Origin of the sequence: Sinorhizobium chiapasense (assembly GCF_045277575.1) — a bacterium.
Lineage (GTDB): Bacteria > Pseudomonadota > Alphaproteobacteria > Rhizobiales > Rhizobiaceae > Ensifer > Ensifer chiapasense_A.
This window is the reverse complement of the sequence record NZ_CP144205.1, coordinates 2,632,628-2,650,076: the sequence shown is the minus strand read 5'-3', so window position 1 is coordinate 2,650,076 and position 17,449 is coordinate 2,632,628. Positions and strand designations below refer to the sequence as shown.

Genomic DNA, 17,449 nt, shown 5'->3' with positions numbered 1-17,449 from the left:
CCAGGGATGGAAGGACACCGCTCGGCGGTCGAGGATGAACAAGGCAGCAAGCATCGCCCCGCAACGGGCCTGGGGTAAGGGCCGGCTGGTCGCCAAGACGGCGCTCGGCCAGAGCCGCATTGCCGAACTGTATCAGGAAGGCTGCGCCAAGATCCGCCTGCCGAAGACCTTCGATGGCTCCATGGAGGCTGTGCTCATCAATTCGTCCGGCGGTCTCACCGGCGGCGACCGCATGATTTGGGAAGTGGCGGCAGGGGCGGGAACCGATGTGACGGTGACGACGCAGGCCTGTGAGAAGATCTATAAGGCGAGCGCCGATACGGTCGCGGTGGCCACGCGTATCGAGGTTGCCGCCGGCGCCCGTGTCGACTGGCTGCCGCAGGAAACGATCCTTTTCGACCATGCCTCGCTGTCGCGTTCGCTGGACGTGGAACTTGCCGCGGACGCGACGTTCCTGGCGGTAGAGGCGGTTCTGCTTGGTCGCAAGGCGATGGGGGAGGTGGTGCATGCCGGGCTCTTCCGTGATCGCTGGCGCATCCGCCTCGACGGCAAGCTGCTGCATGCGGACAATCTGGCGCTTGCCGGAGAGATTGCCAGCCTCGGTCAGCGACGGGCGGTGCTCGACGGCGCGGCCGCCTTTGCCACGCTCCTCTATGTCGGTCCCGATTGTGAGCCCTTGTTGCCGCGTCTTCGGTCGCTCGTTGACGGCGAGGCCGGCGTCGGCATCAGCCATTTCCAGGTCGATGGCCGCGACAAGCTGGTTGCCCGATTCGTGGCGCCGGATGGGTTCGCGCTCAGAAAAATCCTCATCCCCATCATTTCGCACTTGCGCAAGCAGAAGACAGTGCCGAAAGTCTGGGTTCTCTAGGTCATTTCATATTTTTATTGAAACTGTGAAATGATCTAACACATTGAAACTCTGTAATTCCTGACGGAAAATCGCTCCGCAGACTTCCTGGGAATTGCTTCACGAACAACCGGTGGCGACGCATGAATCTTACTCCGCGCGAAAAGGACAAATTGCTGATTTCCATGGCGGCGATGGTCGCGCGCCGGCGCCTGGAGCGCGGCGTGAAACTCAACCATCCGGAGGCGATCGCGTTGATCACCGATTTCGTCGTCGAAGGCGCGCGCGACGGGCGCTCGGTTGCCGAACTGATGGAAGCGGGCGCCCAGGTGCTGACGCGCGATCAGGTGATGGAGGGCATCCCCGAGATGATCCACGACATCCAGATCGAAGCGACGTTTCCCGATGGTACCAAGCTCGTCACCGTTCACGAACCGATCCGCTGAACGAAGGAAACGCGGCCCTTCCGGCCGTATCCGTCCAACCCATGATCTCAGGAGGCAAGCATGCTGGCTTTGCGCCCCAATTGCGAATGCTGCGACAAGGATCTGCCGCCGGACAGCCGCGAGGCGATGATCTGTACTTTCGAGTGCACCTTCTGCCTGGATTGTGTTGACGGAAAACTCGGCGGCTCCTGCCCGAACTGCGGCGGCGAATTCACGCGCCGGCCGGTGCGCCCGGCAGCGCTGCTTGAAAAATATCCGGCCTCCACCGAGCGGGTGCTAAAGCCGCAGGGCTGCGCCGGTGCGAAGGCGGCTTGAGGAGAGAACCATGATCCCAGGAGAAATCATCGCGGCTGCCGGAGAGATCGAGCTTAATGCCGGTCTCGATACGACAACCATCGAGGTTGCCAATACCGGTGACCGCCCGATTCAGGTCGGCAGCCACTACCATTTCGCCGAAACCAACGCCGGACTGCAGTTTGACCGAAAGGCCGCCTACGGCAGGCGGCTGGATATTCCGGCTGGCACCGCCGTGCGCTTCGAACCGGGCCAGACCCGCCAGGTGACGCTGATCCCGCTTTCCGGCAAGCGAGAGGTCTACGGCTTCCGTCAGCAGGTGATGGGGAAACTATGAGAGCAGTGGTTCCGCTCCTTGGCTTGCTTCTCATTTCTGCGGCTTCCGCGCCCGCTCAGGAACCGCCGAGGGTGGACTGTGCGAACGCAACCGCCCAGTCGGATCTGAACATGTGCGCCGATCAGGAATACCAGGCGGCGGATGCGGAGCTGAACAGGATCTACAAGCAGGCGATGACGGCAGTGCAAGAGATCGACTCGGACCTGGAGGGCGCCGAGGTCGGAGCCGTCGAGGCGCTGAAAACGGCGCAGCGCGCCTGGATCGGTTACCGTGACGGCCAATGTGAACTGGCCGGCTTCCAGGCGCGAGGCGGCCAGGCGGAGCCGATGCTGGTTTCGGGCTGCCTTACAGACCTGACGCAAAAGCGCACCGCCGAATTGAAAGAATTCCTCGAAAATCAAGGGAACTGACCCGTGCAAGGGCGCCGCCTCATCATGATCGTAGGCAACGGTCCCGTGCCGGATGGCGCTGCCGCGGCGATCGATGCCGCCGATCTTGTCGTCCGTTTCAACGATTGCCGTTCCGTCGGTTCCGGCGGCCACAAGACCGATATCGTCGCCGTCTGCAACACCGGGCGCCCCGGGCTTGCGATGCTCGGCGGCGGCCGCTGGAAGACGAGTTCGGCAGTGCGTCAGGCGCGCGAAATCTGGTGCGTCCGCTCCGGTGCGAAGTTTGCCGCGCTGCGGGCCACCCTGGCGAAAACGCATCCGGACCTCGATGATTTCTGTGACGACTACACCGCCGGTTTCGAGAGTTTCAGCCGCTCGACCAACCGCCGTTTTCGCATCGTCCCGGCCCCGGTGCATGAGCAACTGGACCATGGTCTCGCCAGCTTCTCGCCGGATCCCTACGTCGTTCCGTCCAGCGGCCTGATCGTCATTGCCGATATCCTGTCGAATATCGCGACAGCCGATGACGACGTCGTTCTCGCCGGCTTCGGCCATGCCGGGTGGCAATGGCATCCCTTTGCCGCCGAGCGCCGCTATGTCGATGCCCTGGCAGCAAGAGGCCGCCTTCGCCGCCTCCATTCCCTTTCTTCTTCGTCCCAAGGAGCCTGAACCATGCCCTACAAGATGTCGCGCGCGGCCTATGCCAACATGTTCGGTCCGACGGTCGGTGACAAGGTGCGGCTTGCGGACACCGAACTCTTCATCGAGGTCGAGAAGGACTTCACCACCTATGGCGAGGAGGTGAAGTTCGGTGGCGGCAAGGTCATTCGCGACGGCATGGGGCAGAGCCAGGTGACGCGTGCCGATGGCGCCGTCGACACGGTGATCACCAATGCGCTGATCGTCGACCATTGGGGCATCGTCAAGGCCGATATCGGCCTTAAGGACGGGCGGATCGCCGGGATCGGCAAGGCCGGTAACCCGGATACCCAGCCGGGCGTGACCATCATCGTCGGTCCCGGGACGGAGGTGATTGCGGGCGAAGGCAAGATCGTCACCGCCGGCGGCATGGACAGCCACATCCACTTCATCTGCCCACAGCAGATCGAGGAGGCCCTGGTCAGCGGGCTTACCTGCATGCTGGGCGGCGGCGCCGGGCCGGGGCATGGCACGCTTGCCACCACCTGCACGTCCGGCCCCTGGCATCTTGCCCGCATGATCGAAGCGGCCGATGGCTTCCCGATGAACATCGCCTTTGCCGGCAAGGGTAATGCCTCGCAGCCGGGCGCATTGGTTGAAATGGTGCTCGCCGGTGCCACCTCGCTGAAGCTGCACGAGGACTGGGGTTCGACGCCGGCGGCGATCGATTGCTGCCTGGGTGTGGCGGACGAATACGACGTGCAGGTGATGATCCACACCGATACGCTGAACGAGAGCGGTTTCGTCGAGGATACGATCGCGGCGATCAAGGGCCGCACCATCCATGCCTTCCACACGGAAGGCGCCGGCGGCGGCCACGCGCCCGATATCATCAAGATTTGCGGCCAGCCGAACGTCATCCCGTCCTCGACCAACCCGACGCGGCCTTACACGAAGAATACGCTGGCCGAGCATCTGGACATGTTGATGGTCTGCCATCACCTGTCGCCGTCGATCCCGGAAGACATCGCCTTTGCCGAAAGCCGTATCCGCAAGGAGACGATCGCGGCCGAGGACATCCTGCACGACATCGGCGCCTTCTCGATCATCTCCTCCGACAGCCAGGCGATGGGCCGCGTCGGCGAGGTGGCGATCCGCACCTGGCAGACCGCCGACAAGATGAAGCGCCAGCGCGGGCCGTTGCCGCAGGAAACCGGTGACAACGACAATTTCCGGGTGAAGCGCTACATCGCCAAATACACGATCAACCCGGCGATCGCCCACGGTCTCAGCCATGAGATCGGCTCGCTGGAAGTTGGCAAGCGCGCCGATCTCGTCATCTGGAACCCGGCCTTCTTCGGCGTGAAGCCGGACTTCGTGCTGCTTGGCGGTTCGATCGCCATGGCGCCGATGGGGGACCCGAACGCCTCCATCCCGACACCGCAGCCGGTGCACTACCGGCCGATGTTTGCCGCTTACGGCAAGAACCGCACGAGCTCCTCCGTCACCTTCGTGTCGCAGGCTTCGCTGGATGCCGGGCTTGCCGCCAAGCTCGGCGTCGCCAAGCAGCTCGTGGCCGTCAGGAACACCCGCGGCGGCATCGGCAAGGCGTCGATGATCCATAATAGCCTGACGCCGCATATCGAGGTCGATCCGGAGACCTATGAAGTGCGCGCCGACGGCGAGTTGCTGACCTGTGAGCCGGCGACGATCGTGCCGATGGCGCAGCGCTACTTCCTGTTCTGAGCGAGCAAGAACCGAGCATGAAGCGCGGCCTGAAATGGGCTTTCTTCGGCCTGCTGGCGGCGGTGCTGGCGGTCGTTCTCGGAACGCTCCTGCCGCGGCCGCTTTTGCCGGCGTCCGCCGCCGCGGCGCGCGCGGGGGGCGCGCGCATCCTCGTGCTCTCAGGACCGATCCACACGGATATCGCAGTGCCATTGACGGAGGAAACGAGGGCCCGGTTCGGGTTCATCGAGCCGGCCGGCGTACCGATTGGCCATCCGCAGGCACAATGGCTGGTCTTCGGCTGGGGCGGGCGTTCCTTCTATCTGGAAACGCCGACCTGGTCGGAGCTGAAAGCCGTGCCTGTCTTCAAGGCGCTGACGCTCGACCGCTCGGTGATGCATGTGGATGTCGCCGGACGGATCGCCGAACCGCAACCGTCCGTCGCCGGCTTCGAACTGGACGCGGCGGGTTATGAGCGGCTGCTTGCTTTCATTGCCGAGAGCTTTACGCGTGACGCCGGGACGGTCGTTCCGATCGATGGCTTTTCCTACAATGGCAACGACCGCTTCTTCGAAGCGGAGGGCAGTTTCAATGCGCTTTTCGGCTGCAACACCTGGACGGCGCGGGCACTGCGCGAAGCAGGCTTGAGAACAGGCTTGTGGAACCCGGTCCCGCCGAGCCTCGGACTGTCGTTGCGCATCCACAATTGAGGCGCGTGGGCCGAACGGAAGCCATGCGGCTCTTGCATGGCTGCCATGCCCGCATGTGAATCGGGGCGTTTCGTGCTGCGCCGCAGCGCAAGATCGGATAGGAAAGCGGCTAACCTTTTCTCGGTTGCCAGCAATCCTCCCAAGACCTGCCGACCGAGAGCCGCTGGAGCGGGATGAGGAAACGTGCTTGCGGTTTTCCGCCCCCATCCCGCTCTGACTTATGAGAAGCGATCACGTTCATGATTGGGTCAATCCGACCCAAATCATCGTGATCTGAAGGAGATGACGATGCTTGGCAGAAAAGTACCCGCTGTAACGTTCCGCACCCGCGTTCGCGACGAAGCCGTTGGCGGCCCCAACCCGTTCCGCTGGGAGGACGTGTCCACCGACGATTACTTCGCCGGCAAGCGCGTCGTGCTGTTTTCGCTGCCGGGCGCCTTCACGCCAACCTGCTCGACCTATCAGCTCCCGGACTTCGAAAAGCTGACCGCCGATTTCCGCGCTGAAGGCATCGACGAGATCTACTGCATCTCGGTCAACGACGCCTTCGTCATGAATGCCTGGGGCAAGTCCCAGAACCTCGAAAACGTCAAGCTGATCCCGGATGGTTCGGGTGAATTCACCCGCAAGATGGGCATGCTGGTCGCCAAGGACAATCTCGGATTCGGCATGCGCTCCTGGCGCTACGCCGCCGTCGTCAACAACGGCGTCGTCGAGCAGTGGTTCGAGGAAGAAGGCTACTCCGACAATTGCGACAGCGACCCCTATGGCGTTTCCTCGCCGCAGAACATTCTGGAGACGCTGAAGTCACAGAAGCTTGCTGCCTGATGGCAAGGACGTGCCGTTCCTGATTTGAGAAAGCCCGAAGATCGGATCCGGTCTTCGGGCTTTTCTTGCTCGATGCGGGCGCGGCAAACCTTTGAAAAAGCGGCTCTGCGACTGGCGTCGAGGTTTTTTCTTGCTAGACTGGCGGATAGAAAAGATATCGAGGGCTCAATGGTTTACGTTATTGCTTACCTGACCGCGCATCCAGGTAAGGGAGATGAGGTCGTGTCGCTGGCAGCACCGCTGATCGAGGCCACGCGGCGCGAGGCCGGCTGCATCACCTATGACTTTTACCGCAAGCCGGCCGACCCCGATGCCCTGGTGTTCGTCGAGACCTGGCAGAGCAAGGCGGCCGTCGATGCGCATTTCGAGGAGCCGCATCTGAAAGCCTTCCAGGCGGCGATGGCGGACCTGCTGGTCGAGGCGCGCATCGAGCTCGTGACGCCGGAAAAGGTCGAGGTGCTCTGAGATGCCGTATCGCTCGACTGAAGTTCTCTCGCCGGGACCGGGCGACAAGACGCCGCTCCACAGCGTGACGCTGGCGCACGACGCGCGGCACCTGCGGCGCAAGCTCCTGCATCTCGAAAACGACGACGTGGTGATGCTGGACCTCCGGGAGCCGGTGATGCTGGCCGATGGCGATCTCCTCGTGCTCGACGGTGGCGGCTATATCCGGATCGTTGCCGCACCGGAGGCGCTTTACGAAATCCGCCCGCGCGACCCGCTGCATCTGATCGAGCTCGCCTGGCATCTCGGCAATCGCCACCTGCCGGCGCAGATCGAGGCGAAACGCATCCTGATTATCCGCGATCCGGTCATCCGCCAGATGCTCGAAGGTTTGGGCGCGGAGGTGAGCGAGGTTTTGGAACCCTTCCAGCCGCTGCGCGGCGCCTACCACGCCGGCGGTCACAACCATGGCCACGGCCATCACCATGGCTGAACGGGCCGATACGCAGGCGCTGCTGCGGCTTGCGACCTGGCTGTCGCCGGCCTTCCCGGTCGGCGCTTTCTCCTATTCCAGCGGGCTCGAACAGGTGATTCATGATCGTTTGGTCACGGATGCGGCGGAGCTTCGCTCCTGGCTGGAGACGGTCATCTGCCACGGTTCCGGCTGGAACGATGCTCTGCTTCTTGCCGAAAGCTATCGAGCCTCCGGTGATGCTGCTCGGCTGGCTGCGGCCGCGGGACTTGCCGAAGCCCTGGCGGGAAGTCACGAGCGGCATGCCGAAACCATGCTGCAGGGCCAGGCGTTTCTGGCGGCTGCGCGGTCGTGGCCGCACCCGGTCTTCGATGCACTCAGCGAGACTGTCGCCTATCCCGTGGCCGTCGGTGCCGTTGCCGGTGGCCATCAGACCGGTCTCGAGCCGGCGCTTGCCGCCTTTCTCAACGCTTCCGTTTCAAACGCCGTATCGGTGGCGATCCGCTGCGGCGTTACCGGCCAGCGCGATGGCGTCGGTGTCATCGCAGCGCTCGAGCCGGTCATCGCGGCGACGGCAAGCAAAGCCGCAACCGCCTCGCTGGACGACCTTGGCTCAGCCACGATCATGGCCGATATTTCGACATTGAGACACGAAACCCTGCATTCGCGGCTCTTCCGTTCTTAGATCATTTCACCGTTTCAGTGAAATGATCTAACCTTTTGAAATTACGCAATTCCGGACGGAAAACCGTTTCACACTTTTCCTGGAATTGCTCTAGGAAGAGATCGCCTTGAAAGGACATTGAGATGGCATCGAAGAACGGTCCCCTTCGCGTCGGCATCGGCGGGCCGGTGGGCTCGGGCAAGACGGCGCTGACCGACAAGCTCTGCAAGGCGATGCGGGAGAGGTACTCCGTCGCCGTCGTCACCAACGACATCTATACCAAGGAAGACGCAGAGGCCCTGGTGCGCATGCAGGCGCTGCCGTCCGAGCGCATCGTCGGCGTGGAAACCGGGGGCTGCCCGCATACGGCGATCCGCGAGGACGCGACGATCAATCTGCAGGCAATCGCTGATCTCAACCGGCGCATACCCGATCTCGACGTCGTCTTCATCGAATCCGGCGGCGACAATCTCGCGGCGACCTTTTCGCCTGATCTTGCCGACTTGACGATCTATGTCATCTCGGTCTGCCAGGGTGAGGAGATCCCGCGCAAGGGCGGGCCGGGCATCACCAAATCGGATCTGCTCGTCATCAACAAGAAGGATCTCGCTCCCTATGTCGGGGCCGATCTCGACGTCATGCAGCGGGATGCGACGCGGATGCGGGCGGAAAAGCCCTTCGTCTTCACCGACATGAAACGCGGCGACGGCGTCAACCGGATCGTCGATTTCCTGGCGCTGCACGGCGGGCTGTGACGCTCCCAGGCTACTGACAGCCAAACCCTGTCGGCGTGTCAGAAGCGTTCGAGCGCCTGCCGGTCGTGGATTTCGATGACGCGGCCCTTGACCGTGACGCCCGAGCGGCGAAGTGCCGAGAAAGCGCGCGACAGCGCTTCCGGCGCCAGGCCCAGCTTGCCGGCCAGCACATTTTTCTGGAAGGGAAGGCGGAAGGAGAAGTTCGTGATGCCGTCGGGGCAGTTGCCGAGAATATAGCTTGCCACCCGCTGTGGCGCCGTGAGCAGCCGGTCTTCGGCCAGGCAATCCTCGGCCATCTGCGCGTGCCGGCAGAGAAGCTGCATCAGCGCGTCGGCGATTTCAGGTGTCTGCTCGGCAAGCTTGCGCAGCTTGCGGCTGTCGATCCGCGCAAGCATCGTCGTCTCGATCGTCTGGGCGTTGGCGGTGGCACGGTTCCCGAGGAACATGGCGCTTTCGCCGAAAAGCTCACCTTTCGGAAACACGGCGATATCCGCCTCGCGTCCGTCCTTGCCCAGCCGGTAGAGACGGACCAGGCCGGAAAGAACGAAGAAGACGTGATCGAGCGGCTCGCCATGGCCAAAGAGGATGTCGTGCTCTTCGTGGGTGGACACGACCACATCGTCCAGAATTGCGTTCGTTGCCGCCAAGGGCAGCTTCTCGAAGAAGCAAGAACCGAGCAGCACCGCCCTATCGTTCGAGTTCAATCGCAACGTCTTCATCACACCCGTCCTGAGCAAGATCCAGATGCAAGGTAATAAAGCTTGGCGGAAGGCGGTTTGACCTCGATCAAATAAAATCAACAAAAAGCCCGCGCTTGCAGGGCGCGGGCTTGTACTTGGATTGTGACAGTTGCGGGTGAAGCGCCGCTTCGGCCACTACAGCGCCGCGCGTCTTATGAGACGCGCAGAGGTCGCTGTAGCACTTTGATTTGCTGCATGTCTTTGTCCTTAAATCGAGGTCGATTTCAGGAAACATGCAGTAGCCTATTCGGCGGCGAGCGCCGGATGGTTGATGACCTTGCCGCCGGTACGCCCCTTGGTCTGGTCCGACTCCAGCGTCTTCAGCCGATCTTCCAGGCCTTCGATCGTCTTGCCCTGTTCCTGAACGAGGCCGGTCAAAGCTTCGCGATCGAGCGGCAGGTTCTCCTCGTCCTTCTGGCCGACGAAACGGCCGAAGATGCGGGCGAGCAGCCGCGAGAGGTCGTCCATGATCAGGAAGAACGACGGGACGATCACAAGGCTCAGCACCGTCGAGACGATGATGCCGCCGATCACGGCAATTGCCATCGGGGCGCGGAACGAGCCGCCTTCGCCGACGCCGAGCGCGGAGGGCAGCATGCCCGCCGACATGGCGATCGAGGTCATGATGATCGGGCGGGCGCGCTTGCGGCCGGCCTCGATCATCGCGACCTGACGGTCCATGCCGTGGTGCATCATCTCGATGCCGAAGTCGACGAGCAGGATCGCGTTCTTGGTGACGATGCCCATCAGCATCAGGATACCGATCAGCACCGGCATCGACAGCGCGTTCTGCGTCAGGATCAGAGCGGCGGCGACGCCGCCGATGGCAAGCGGCAGCGAGAACAGGATGGTGAACGGCTGGATCACGTCCTTGAAGAGCAGGATCAGCACCACCAGCACCAGCATCAGGCCAAGCAGCATGGCATTGCCGAAGCTCTGCTGCATCTCCGCCTGGACCTCGGCATCGCCGCTTTCGAGGAACTGCACGGACTTGGGCAGCTCGGCCTGACCGGCGATCTGCTTGAAGCGGTCCGAGGCGGTGTTGAGCGCGACGCCGACCGGCAGGTCCGCGCCGAGCGAGACGACGCGGTTGCGGTCGTAGCGCTTGATCGAGCTCGGGCCTTCCGAATAGTTGATGTCGGCAACGCTCGACAGCGGCACGGTGGCACCCGCTGCCGTCGTGATCTTGAGGTTGCGGATCGCCGCGATATCGGTGCGGAAATCGCGGTTGATCTGCACGCGGATCGGGATCAGCCGCCCGTCGAGTGCGATCTTGGTGAGTGCCGCGTCGATATCGCCGATGGTGGCGACGCGGATGACCTCCGAGATTTGCGCCGTGGTGATGCCGAGGCGCGACATCTGTTCGTCACGCGGGCGGATCTGCAGTTCCGGACGGGGGAGCGCCCCATCCGGGCTGACATTGGCGAGCAGCGGATCGCTGCGCAGCTTCGCTTCCAGGATCGCGACGCCCTGGTCGAGATCGGCCTCGTTGTTGGAGAGCAGGTTGAACGCAAGGTCGCGCTGGCCGCGGTCGTTGAGCTTGATGACCCGCACGTCCGGTATGTCACGAACGCGGGCGAAGATTTCCTTCTCGATCTCCGACTGCGGGACGATGCGGCCGGCCGGGGCCATCTTCGGCAGGTAAGGGCCGATCAGCGGCGTGCGGCCGATAACGTCGTTGACGACCTTGTTCAAGAGCGAATGGTCGAGCTTTTTCAGAAGCACCGTGACGGTGGCGCGGCGCAGCTCCAGATCGCCCTTCGGCGAGGCACCGCCGAGGACGAAAATATTGTCGACCCCATCGATACCCTTGATCCGATTGTAGATCTCCGTGGTGGTCCGGTCGGTGTCCTCGAGCATGGCGTCCGGCGGCAGCTCGATCGACAGGCTGACGCGCGAGGCGTCCTCCGGCGGCAGGAAGCTGCCGGGCACATAGAGGATCAGCGCAAAGACGGAGCCGACCGAGAAGGCGATTGCGGCAAGCAGCGTCAGGTAACGCGTGTACCAATGTTTGGTCGTGACCTGCACGAGGCGCGTGTAGTTGCGCATCATGAAGCCGTCTTTGCTGTGGTGGTCGGCGCCCGCATCCGAAGAACGCATCAGATAGGCGGCCATGACAGGCGTGATCAGGCGGGCGACGAGCAGCGAGAAGAACACTGCGACGGCAACCGTCAGACCGAACTGGATGAAGTATTGGCCGGGAATGCCCGGCATGAAGGACACGGGCACGAAGACCGCGATGATCGTGAAGGTCGTCGCGATAACCGCCAGGCCGATCTCATCCGCCGCCTCGATCGCGGCCCGATAGGGCGACTTGCCCATATGGATGTGCCGCTCGATGTTCTCGATCTCGACGATCGCGTCGTCGACGAGGATACCGGTCGCGAGCGTCATCGCGAGGAAGCTGACGAGGTTCAGCGAGAAGCCGAGCAGGTCCATGACCCAGAAGGTCGGGATCGCCGACAGCGGCAGTGCGACGGCCGAGATCAGCGTGGCGCGCCAGTTGCGCAGAAAGAGCATGACGACGATGACGGCGAGCAGCGCGCCTTCCATCAGCGTGTGCAGCGCCGCTTCGTAGTTGCCGTAGGTGAAGTAGACGGAATCGTCGACCATCTCGATGGTGACGTCGGGGTTCGCCGCACGGATCTTTTCCAGCGACTTGGCGACCGTCTCGGCGACGCTGACCTCGCTGGCGCCCTTGGCGCGGAAGACCGCGAAGGTCACGCCGGGATTGCCGTTGAAGCGTGAGAAGGAGCGCGGCTCCTCATAGGTGTCGGTGACCGTGCCGAGATCGGAGAGGCGCACGAAGCGGCCGCTCGGCACCGAGATCATCGTGTTGGCGAGCTGGTTGACATTGCGGGTGTCGCCGAGGGTGCGGATCGCCTGCTCGCTGCCGCCGACCTGGCCGCGGCCAGAGCCGAGGTCCATGTTCATGCGGCGAAGCTGGCCGTTGACGTCGGCGGCGGTGATGCCGAGCGAATTCAGCTTGTCGTCGTTGAGTTCGATCCGAACCTCGCGGTCGGCGCCGCCATAGCGGTCGACACGGCCGATGCCCTTCTTGCCCTGGATTTCGCGCTTGATGACATCATCGACGAACCAGGAGAGCTCTTCCAGCGACATGCCGGGCGCGGAGACGGAGAAGGTCTGGATCGCCTGGCCTTCGACGTCGACCTTGGAGACGATCGGTTCTTCGATCGAGGTGGGGAGATCGCTGCGGATGCGGTCGATTGCGTCCTTGACGTCCTGCACCGCCTGGGTCGTCGGCACTTCCATGCGGAAGATGACGGCGGTCGTCGACGTGCCGTCGTTGATCGTCGACTCGATGTGGTCGACGCCGGTGACGCTCGCGACGGCGTCCTCGATTTCCTTGGTGACCTGCGTTTCGAGCTCGGCCGGTGATGCGCCGCTCTGCGTCACGTTGATCGAGACGATCGGCACGTCGATATTGGGGAAGCGGGTGATCGGCAGCGATTCGAAGGACTGATAGCCGAGCACCATCAGAACGACGAAGGCAAGGATCGGCGCGATCGGATTGCGTATGGACCAGGCTGAGAAGTTCATGGTCACGGTTCCTGTCAGTTGGTCGCTGATACAGCGGACTTGACGGGGTTGATGCGGTCGCCGTCGCGGACATAGGCTCCGGCCCTCGCCACCACTTCCTCGCCGGCTTTCAGGCCTTCGAGGACTTCGATGAACTTGCCGTCGGAAATCCCTGTCTTGACGGGCAGGATGCGGATGACGCCGTTTTCGACCTTGCGGACGATCGTGCGGCCGTTCTCATTGGTAACGGCCGTTTGCGGCAGGACCACTGCCTGCTTCTGTTCGGCGGTGATCAGCGCGCTCGCATACATGCCGGCGCGTGCCTTCTCGGTGGCCGTCAGGCTGATGAAGACGGTTCCGAGGCGGCTGACGGGATCGACGGTCGGCGCGATCAGGCGGATCGTACCCTCGACCTTGGTGTTGCCGCCGGCGAGCGTCACGGTTGCCGGCTGGCCGACAGCGAGCTTGATGATATCGGCTTCGGCGACGTCGGCCTTCATCTCGATCGCGCCATCGCGGATCATGGCGAAGAGCGGCTCGCCATTGCCGGTGGCGATCGCGCCGACCTTGGCGTTCTTGGCGGAGATCACGCCGGCGACAGGCGCCTTGACCTCGGTACGGGCGAGGCGAAGGTCGATGTCGTCGATCTGCGCTTCGGCCACCTTGATGTCGGCATTGGCCACTGCGACCGCCTGCTCGGCGGAAAGGACGCGTGCCTGCGTCGCGATCGCGAGGGCTCGGACGCGATCGGCCTCGGCCGTCGAAACGGTGCCGTTCTTGGAGAGTTCGGCGGCGCGGTCGCTGACTCGCTTGGCCTCGTCCGCGTTCGCCCTGGTTTCGCTGAGCTGTGCGTTCAGCTGTGCAAGCCCGGCTTCCGCCTTGGCAAGAGCGGCTTCGAGTTCGCTTTTTTGCAGGCGAAGCGCGTCGTCGTTCAGGACCACGAGCACGCTGCCGGCTTCGACCTCGTCGCCGACATCGACATTGAGTGTGCGGATGGAGAGACCGTCGACCATCGGCGCGACATAGACCTGCTCGACAGCCTGGATGGTGCCGGTCGCAACCACGCGGTCGCTGATCGACTGGTCGACCGCCGAGGTCACGACGATGGATGGGAGGTTTTGTGTCGGCTTCGCTTCTGTCGCGTCCTGCGCCCCGGCAATGGAAAGCGGACCAAAGGTCATCGCAGCGCACACGCTGAGAATAGGCAGTATTTTTTGAGCCATCGGCTTCATAGTCCCGGCAATGAAAACAACTTTGAGCGGATCACAGCTCGAGGCAGGATCCACGGGCAATCAGGCGATTTTATCACGCGGACATCGCGCCCCGGCTGATCGCGCGGGGACAGGAGACTGCGCTTTTCCTCATTTCGCGCTCCGCGTGCACGGTATCAGACCGTAGACGCCGGCGGAACTGGGACCGGTTACCGCAGGCAATGCATCGGGAAAAGAATGTCCTCCGCCATGCCTGCCTCCAACAAACATCGGGGCCTATGTAATCTCGGCTCTTGACGCTTACAAGAGCGCACGAAGCGATGGTGCCTCAATATTCAACTTGTTCTGCGGTTATGGTTGCGATCTTGACACGATCTTGACAATGGCAAGCAAGGGTAGCGCCGTTGTCAGCCGGATTACCACCCCCACGCCCGGTATCCGGCGGCAACATGGCGGATGCGAACGGCCGCCCGCTGCATGTTTCCTTAAATCCTGACCGATCTAAGGATAAGAACATGCAGCAGCGACCTTTGTGCGTCTGAGAAGACGCGCGGCGCTGCAGAAACGGAAGAGGGCCGCACGATCGTGCGACCCTCTTCTGACGTTTTGGTGATCGCCTACTTCAGTGCGGCATCGGTGATCTCATGCGTCCAGGCGCCTTCCGGCTCCTTGGAGATCACTGGATCGGAACCGCCGGCAAGCAGCGACTGCACCGTGCGCTTGTAGTCGGCCTCGTCGAGCGCGCCGTTGGAGCCCGAAGTCAGTTTCGCCACTTCGCCCATCATGCGCTTCTGGTGCTTTTCCGTCTGCGCTCCGGTGGAGTCGTTTTCGAGAACGATATCCGCAGCTTCGTCTGGATTCTCCTCGGCATACTTCCAGCCCTTCATCGAGGCGCGCACGAACTTGACCATCTTCTCCTTGAAGGCGGCATCCTTGAGCTTGTCTTCGAGCACGTAGAGGCCGTCTTCGAGCGTTGCGACGCCCTGGTCTTCGTACTTGAAAGTGACCAGGTCGTCCGGCTTGATACCGGCATCGATGACCTGCCAATATTCGTTGTACGTCATGGTCGAGATGCAGGCAGCCTGCTTCTGGATCAGCGGGTCGACGTTGAAGCCCTGCTTCAGGACGGTGACCCCGTTCGGGCCGCCGTCGGTCGGGATCTTCAGGTGCGACATCCAGGAGAGGAACGGATACTCGTTGCCGAAGAACCAGACGCCGAGGGTCTGCCCCTTGAACTTGTCAGGGCTGGTGACGCCGGTTTCCTTGAGGCATGTCAGCATCATGCCCGACTTCTTGAATGGCTGGGCGATATTGACGAGCGGCACACCCTTTTCGCGGGTGGCAAGCGCCGAGGGCATCCAGTCGACGATCACATCGGCGCCGCCGCCGGCGATCACCTGTGCCGGTGCGATATCAGGACCACCGGGCTTGATGTCGACGTCAAGGCCTTCCTCCTCGTAGAAGCCTTTGTCCTTGGCGACGTAGTAGCCGGCAAATTGCGCCTGCGTCACCCATTTCAACTGCAGCGTCACCTTGTCGGCGGCCTCGGCCTGGAAGGCTGCGAGCGAAAAGACGCCTGCGGCGAGAAGCGATGCAAGTCTCTTGTTCATGTCAGTTCCCTCTTGTTTTTGCTTCATTTTCTTAAGGTAGTTTTTTCAGGCGCGCCCCCCGCGGATGGAAGGATGCCAGAAGGTGACGGCACGCTCGATGAGCGCGACCACCCCGTAGAAGACGGAGCCAGCGACAGCCGCAACGGCGATCTCGGCCCAGACCATGTCGACATTCATGCGTCCCACTTCCGTGGAAATCCGGAACCCCATGCCGACGATGGGGGTCCCGAAGAACTCGGCGACGATGGCGCCGATCAGCGCCAGCGTCGAATTGATCTTCAGCGCATTGAAGATGAACGGCCAGGCGGCCGGCAGGCGCAGCTTGACGAGTGTCTGCCACCAGGACGCCGCATAGGTGCGCATCAGGTCGCGCTCCATGTGGCTGGCGGCGGCAAGGCCGGCAACGGTGTTCACCAGCATCGGGAAGAAGGTCATGATGACGACGACCGCGACCTTCGATTGCCAGTCGAAGCCGAACCACATGACCATGATCGGCGCCACGCCGATGACGGGGAGGGCGGAGACGAAGTTGCCGAGCGGCAGCAGGCCCTTCTGCAGGAAGGGCGAGCGGTCGATCAGGATTGCGACGGCGAAGCCGAGGCCACAGCCGAGCGCATAGCCTGACAGCACCGCCTTCAGGAAGGTCTGGCGGAAATCGGCACCGAGCGTCGGCAGCGAGTTGATCAGCTTGTGCCAGATCATCGAGGGCGCCGGCAGCAGCACCGATGGCACGGAGAACCCGCGCACGATGCCTTCCCAGAGGACGAGGATGGTGACGCCGAAGATCAGCGGCACGGCAAAGCGCGCGGCAGCCCTGGCGGCTTCGTTCTGGAAGGTCTGGCGCACCAGCCATTCGTTGAGGGCCCAGGCGGCGAGCCAGAAGATGATCGCGGCCGCAAGGATGGGAAGGTTCATGGCTTGGCTCCCATGCGCTTCAGGACGGCCGTGTGGGCGAAGCCGACGATCATGACGAGGATTGCGGCGAGTGCTGCCGCCATGAACAGCGCCGCCCAGATCTGCACCGTCTGTCCGTAATAGGAGCCGGCGAGCAGGCGGGCGCCGAGGCCGGCGACCGCGCCGGTCGGCAGCTCGCCGACGATGGCGCCGACCAGCGAGATGGCGACGGCAACCTTCAGCGAGGTGAAGAGATAGGGCATCGACGACGGCCAGCGGAGCTTCCAGAAGGTCTGCGCCGAGGAGGCGTTGTAGGTGTGCATCAGGTCGAGCTGGATCGTCTCCGGGCTCCTTAGCCCCTTTACCATGCCGACGACGACCGGGAAGAAGGAGAGGTAGGTGGAGATCAGCGCCTTCGGCAGCAGGCCGGAGATGCCGACGGCGTTGAGCACGACGATGATCATCGGCGCGACGGCGAGGATCGGGATCGTCTGACTGGCGATCACCCAGGGCATTAGCGAACGGTCCATGGCGCGGTTGTGCACGATGCCGACCGCCAGCAAAATGCCAAGCGCCGCACCGATACCGAAGCCGAGCAGGGTCGCCGAGAGCGTGATCCAAGCATGGTAGACGAGGCTGCGCTTGGACGTGATCGCCTTGTTGACGGTGGTGTCCCAAATCTCGGCGATCACCTGATGCGGTGCCGGCAGTACCGGACGCTCCTGCGCCATGGTATTGCGCACGATCTCGGAGAAGCTGATCTCGGTGCCGGCGCGTGCCGCCGTGTCGCGCTCGAAGGGCGCGTTCAGGAACACGGCTGCGACGTACCAGAGCGCGATCAGCAGCGCGATGACGGTGCCAACCGGCAGCAGTTTGTCCCTGAGGAAGCTTGGTTCCTGCATCG

Annotated in this window: 19 protein-coding genes; 13 read left to right on the top strand and 6 right to left on the bottom strand. The window is 62.9% G+C overall.

The window, feature by feature from the left end:
* Window positions 1-34 precede the first annotated feature (34 nt).
* The 13 genes from QM996_RS12855 to ureG all read left to right on the top strand — a co-directional run bounded on the left by QM996_RS12855 (window position 35) and on the right by ureG (window position 8,550).
* Complete coding sequence (locus QM996_RS12855; RefSeq protein WP_500267816.1) at window positions 35-868, top strand: urease accessory protein UreD; 834 nt, start codon at window positions 35-37, stop codon at window positions 866-868.
* Window positions 869-990: 122 nt separating this feature from the next.
* Entirely contained in the window at window positions 991-1,293 is a 303-nt protein-coding gene (locus QM996_RS12850) for an urease subunit gamma (RefSeq protein WP_034794185.1), read from the top strand.
* A 60-nt stretch (window positions 1,294-1,353) separates the two neighbouring features.
* Window positions 1,354-1,608 carry a DUF1272 domain-containing protein gene (locus QM996_RS12845; protein WP_500267815.1) on the top strand — a complete coding sequence of 85 codons (255 nt, stop codon included), beginning with the start codon at window positions 1,354-1,356 and terminating at the stop codon, window positions 1,606-1,608.
* 10 nt (window positions 1,609-1,618) lie between these two features.
* Window positions 1,619-1,924 carry an urease subunit beta gene (locus QM996_RS12840; protein ID WP_065374392.1) on the top strand — a complete coding sequence of 102 codons (306 nt, stop codon included), beginning with the start codon at window positions 1,619-1,621 and terminating at the stop codon, window positions 1,922-1,924.
* Entirely contained in the window at window positions 1,921-2,334 is a 414-nt protein-coding gene (locus QM996_RS12835) for a lysozyme inhibitor LprI family protein (RefSeq protein WP_500267814.1), read from the top strand. Before QM996_RS12840 ends, QM996_RS12835 begins: the two co-directional genes overlap by 4 nt.
* Window positions 2,335-2,337: 3 nt before the next feature.
* On the top strand, window positions 2,338-2,982 hold the full coding sequence (locus tag QM996_RS12830) for a Urease operon accessory protein (RefSeq protein ID WP_500267813.1): 645 nt from the start codon (window positions 2,338-2,340) through the stop codon (window positions 2,980-2,982).
* A gap of 3 nt (window positions 2,983-2,985) precedes the next feature.
* Window positions 2,986-4,698 (top strand): urease subunit alpha, encoded by a 1,713-nt coding sequence (gene ureC, locus QM996_RS12825; protein WP_500267812.1) that lies wholly within the window; start codon window positions 2,986-2,988, stop codon window positions 4,696-4,698.
* Between the two features lie 17 nt (window positions 4,699-4,715).
* Entirely contained in the window at window positions 4,716-5,387 is a 672-nt protein-coding gene (locus QM996_RS12820) for a TIGR02117 family protein (RefSeq protein ID WP_500267811.1), read from the top strand.
* Window positions 5,388-5,675: 288 nt separating this feature from the next.
* A complete protein-coding gene (locus tag QM996_RS12815; protein WP_429816612.1) occupies window positions 5,676-6,215 on the top strand; it encodes a peroxiredoxin in 540 nt (179 codons plus the stop codon).
* Window positions 6,216-6,383: 168 nt separating this feature from the next.
* Window positions 6,384-6,680, top strand: coding sequence for a putative quinol monooxygenase (locus QM996_RS12810; RefSeq protein ID WP_500267810.1), 297 nt, complete (start codon window positions 6,384-6,386; stop codon window positions 6,678-6,680).
* A gap of 1 nt (window position 6,681) precedes the next feature.
* Window positions 6,682-7,152, top strand: coding sequence for an urease accessory protein UreE (ureE, locus tag QM996_RS12805; RefSeq protein ID WP_500267809.1), 471 nt, complete (start codon window positions 6,682-6,684; stop codon window positions 7,150-7,152).
* Window positions 7,145-7,816, top strand: coding sequence for an urease accessory protein UreF (locus QM996_RS12800; protein WP_500270305.1), 672 nt, complete (start codon window positions 7,145-7,147; stop codon window positions 7,814-7,816). Before ureE ends, QM996_RS12800 begins: the two co-directional genes overlap by 8 nt.
* A gap of 122 nt (window positions 7,817-7,938) precedes the next feature.
* Window positions 7,939-8,550 carry an urease accessory protein UreG gene (ureG, locus tag QM996_RS12795; RefSeq protein ID WP_500267808.1) on the top strand — a complete coding sequence of 204 codons (612 nt, stop codon included), beginning with the start codon at window positions 7,939-7,941 and terminating at the stop codon, window positions 8,548-8,550.
* A 38-nt stretch (window positions 8,551-8,588) separates the two neighbouring features.
* Here the strand turns inward: ureG and QM996_RS12790 are convergent, their stop codons facing one another.
* The 6 genes from QM996_RS12790 to QM996_RS12765 all read right to left on the bottom strand — a co-directional run bounded on the left by QM996_RS12790 (window position 8,589) and on the right by QM996_RS12765 (window position 17,447).
* Window positions 8,589-9,269, bottom strand: coding sequence for a Crp/Fnr family transcriptional regulator (locus QM996_RS12790; protein WP_173517591.1), 681 nt, complete (start codon window positions 9,267-9,269; stop codon window positions 8,589-8,591).
* A gap of 264 nt (window positions 9,270-9,533) precedes the next feature.
* Complete coding sequence (locus tag QM996_RS12785; RefSeq protein WP_500267807.1) at window positions 9,534-12,851, bottom strand: efflux RND transporter permease subunit; 3,318 nt, start codon at window positions 12,849-12,851, stop codon at window positions 9,534-9,536.
* A gap of 14 nt (window positions 12,852-12,865) precedes the next feature.
* Window positions 12,866-14,053, bottom strand: a complete 1,188-nt coding sequence (locus QM996_RS12780; RefSeq protein ID WP_500267806.1) for an efflux RND transporter periplasmic adaptor subunit — start codon at window positions 14,051-14,053, stop codon at window positions 12,866-12,868.
* A gap of 605 nt (window positions 14,054-14,658) precedes the next feature.
* The gene (locus tag QM996_RS12775; protein WP_429816596.1) at window positions 14,659-15,651 is read right to left on the bottom strand and encodes an ABC transporter substrate-binding protein; all 993 of its coding nucleotides are present in this window, start codon (window positions 15,649-15,651) and stop codon (window positions 14,659-14,661) included.
* A gap of 45 nt (window positions 15,652-15,696) precedes the next feature.
* Window positions 15,697-16,566, bottom strand: a complete 870-nt coding sequence (locus tag QM996_RS12770) for an ABC transporter permease (RefSeq protein WP_500267805.1) — start codon at window positions 16,564-16,566, stop codon at window positions 15,697-15,699.
* Window positions 16,563-17,447 carry an ABC transporter permease gene (locus QM996_RS12765; protein ID WP_500267804.1) on the bottom strand — a complete coding sequence of 295 codons (885 nt, stop codon included), beginning with the start codon at window positions 17,445-17,447 and terminating at the stop codon, window positions 16,563-16,565. Before QM996_RS12765 ends, QM996_RS12770 begins: the two co-directional genes overlap by 4 nt.
* Window positions 17,448-17,449: the final 2 nt, after the last annotated feature.

Coding starts and splice junctions, on each gene's coding strand:
- QM996_RS12785 (WP_500267807.1), bottom strand. CDS start 12,851: ATGAACTTCTCAGCCTGGTCCATACGCAATCCGATCGCGCCGATCCTT.
- QM996_RS12765 (WP_500267804.1), bottom strand. CDS start 17,447: ATGCAGGAACCAAGCTTCCTCAGGGACAAACTGCTGCCGGTTGGCACC.
- QM996_RS12835 (WP_500267814.1), top strand. CDS start 1,921: ATGAGAGCAGTGGTTCCGCTCCTTGGCTTGCTTCTCATTTCTGCGGCT.
- ureC (WP_500267812.1), top strand. CDS start 2,986: ATGCCCTACAAGATGTCGCGCGCGGCCTATGCCAACATGTTCGGTCCG.
- QM996_RS12815 (WP_429816612.1), top strand. CDS start 5,676: ATGCTTGGCAGAAAAGTACCCGCTGTAACGTTCCGCACCCGCGTTCGC.
- QM996_RS12775 (WP_429816596.1), bottom strand. CDS start 15,651: ATGAACAAGAGACTTGCATCGCTTCTCGCCGCAGGCGTCTTTTCGCTC.
- QM996_RS12845 (WP_500267815.1), top strand. CDS start 1,354: ATGCTGGCTTTGCGCCCCAATTGCGAATGCTGCGACAAGGATCTGCCG.
- QM996_RS12820 (WP_500267811.1), top strand. CDS start 4,716: ATGAAGCGCGGCCTGAAATGGGCTTTCTTCGGCCTGCTGGCGGCGGTG.
- ureE (WP_500267809.1), top strand. CDS start 6,682: ATGCCGTATCGCTCGACTGAAGTTCTCTCGCCGGGACCGGGCGACAAG.
- QM996_RS12770 (WP_500267805.1), bottom strand. CDS start 16,566: ATGAACCTTCCCATCCTTGCGGCCGCGATCATCTTCTGGCTCGCCGCC.
- ureG (WP_500267808.1), top strand. CDS start 7,939: ATGGCATCGAAGAACGGTCCCCTTCGCGTCGGCATCGGCGGGCCGGTG.
- QM996_RS12855 (WP_500267816.1), top strand. CDS start 35: ATGAACAAGGCAGCAAGCATCGCCCCGCAACGGGCCTGGGGTAAGGGC.
- QM996_RS12790 (WP_173517591.1), bottom strand. CDS start 9,269: ATGAAGACGTTGCGATTGAACTCGAACGATAGGGCGGTGCTGCTCGGT.
- QM996_RS12850 (WP_034794185.1), top strand. CDS start 991: ATGAATCTTACTCCGCGCGAAAAGGACAAATTGCTGATTTCCATGGCG.
- QM996_RS12810 (WP_500267810.1), top strand. CDS start 6,384: ATGGTTTACGTTATTGCTTACCTGACCGCGCATCCAGGTAAGGGAGAT.
- QM996_RS12800 (WP_500270305.1), top strand. CDS start 7,145: ATGGCTGAACGGGCCGATACGCAGGCGCTGCTGCGGCTTGCGACCTGG.
- QM996_RS12780 (WP_500267806.1), bottom strand. CDS start 14,053: ATGGCTCAAAAAATACTGCCTATTCTCAGCGTGTGCGCTGCGATGACC.
- QM996_RS12840 (WP_065374392.1), top strand. CDS start 1,619: ATGATCCCAGGAGAAATCATCGCGGCTGCCGGAGAGATCGAGCTTAAT.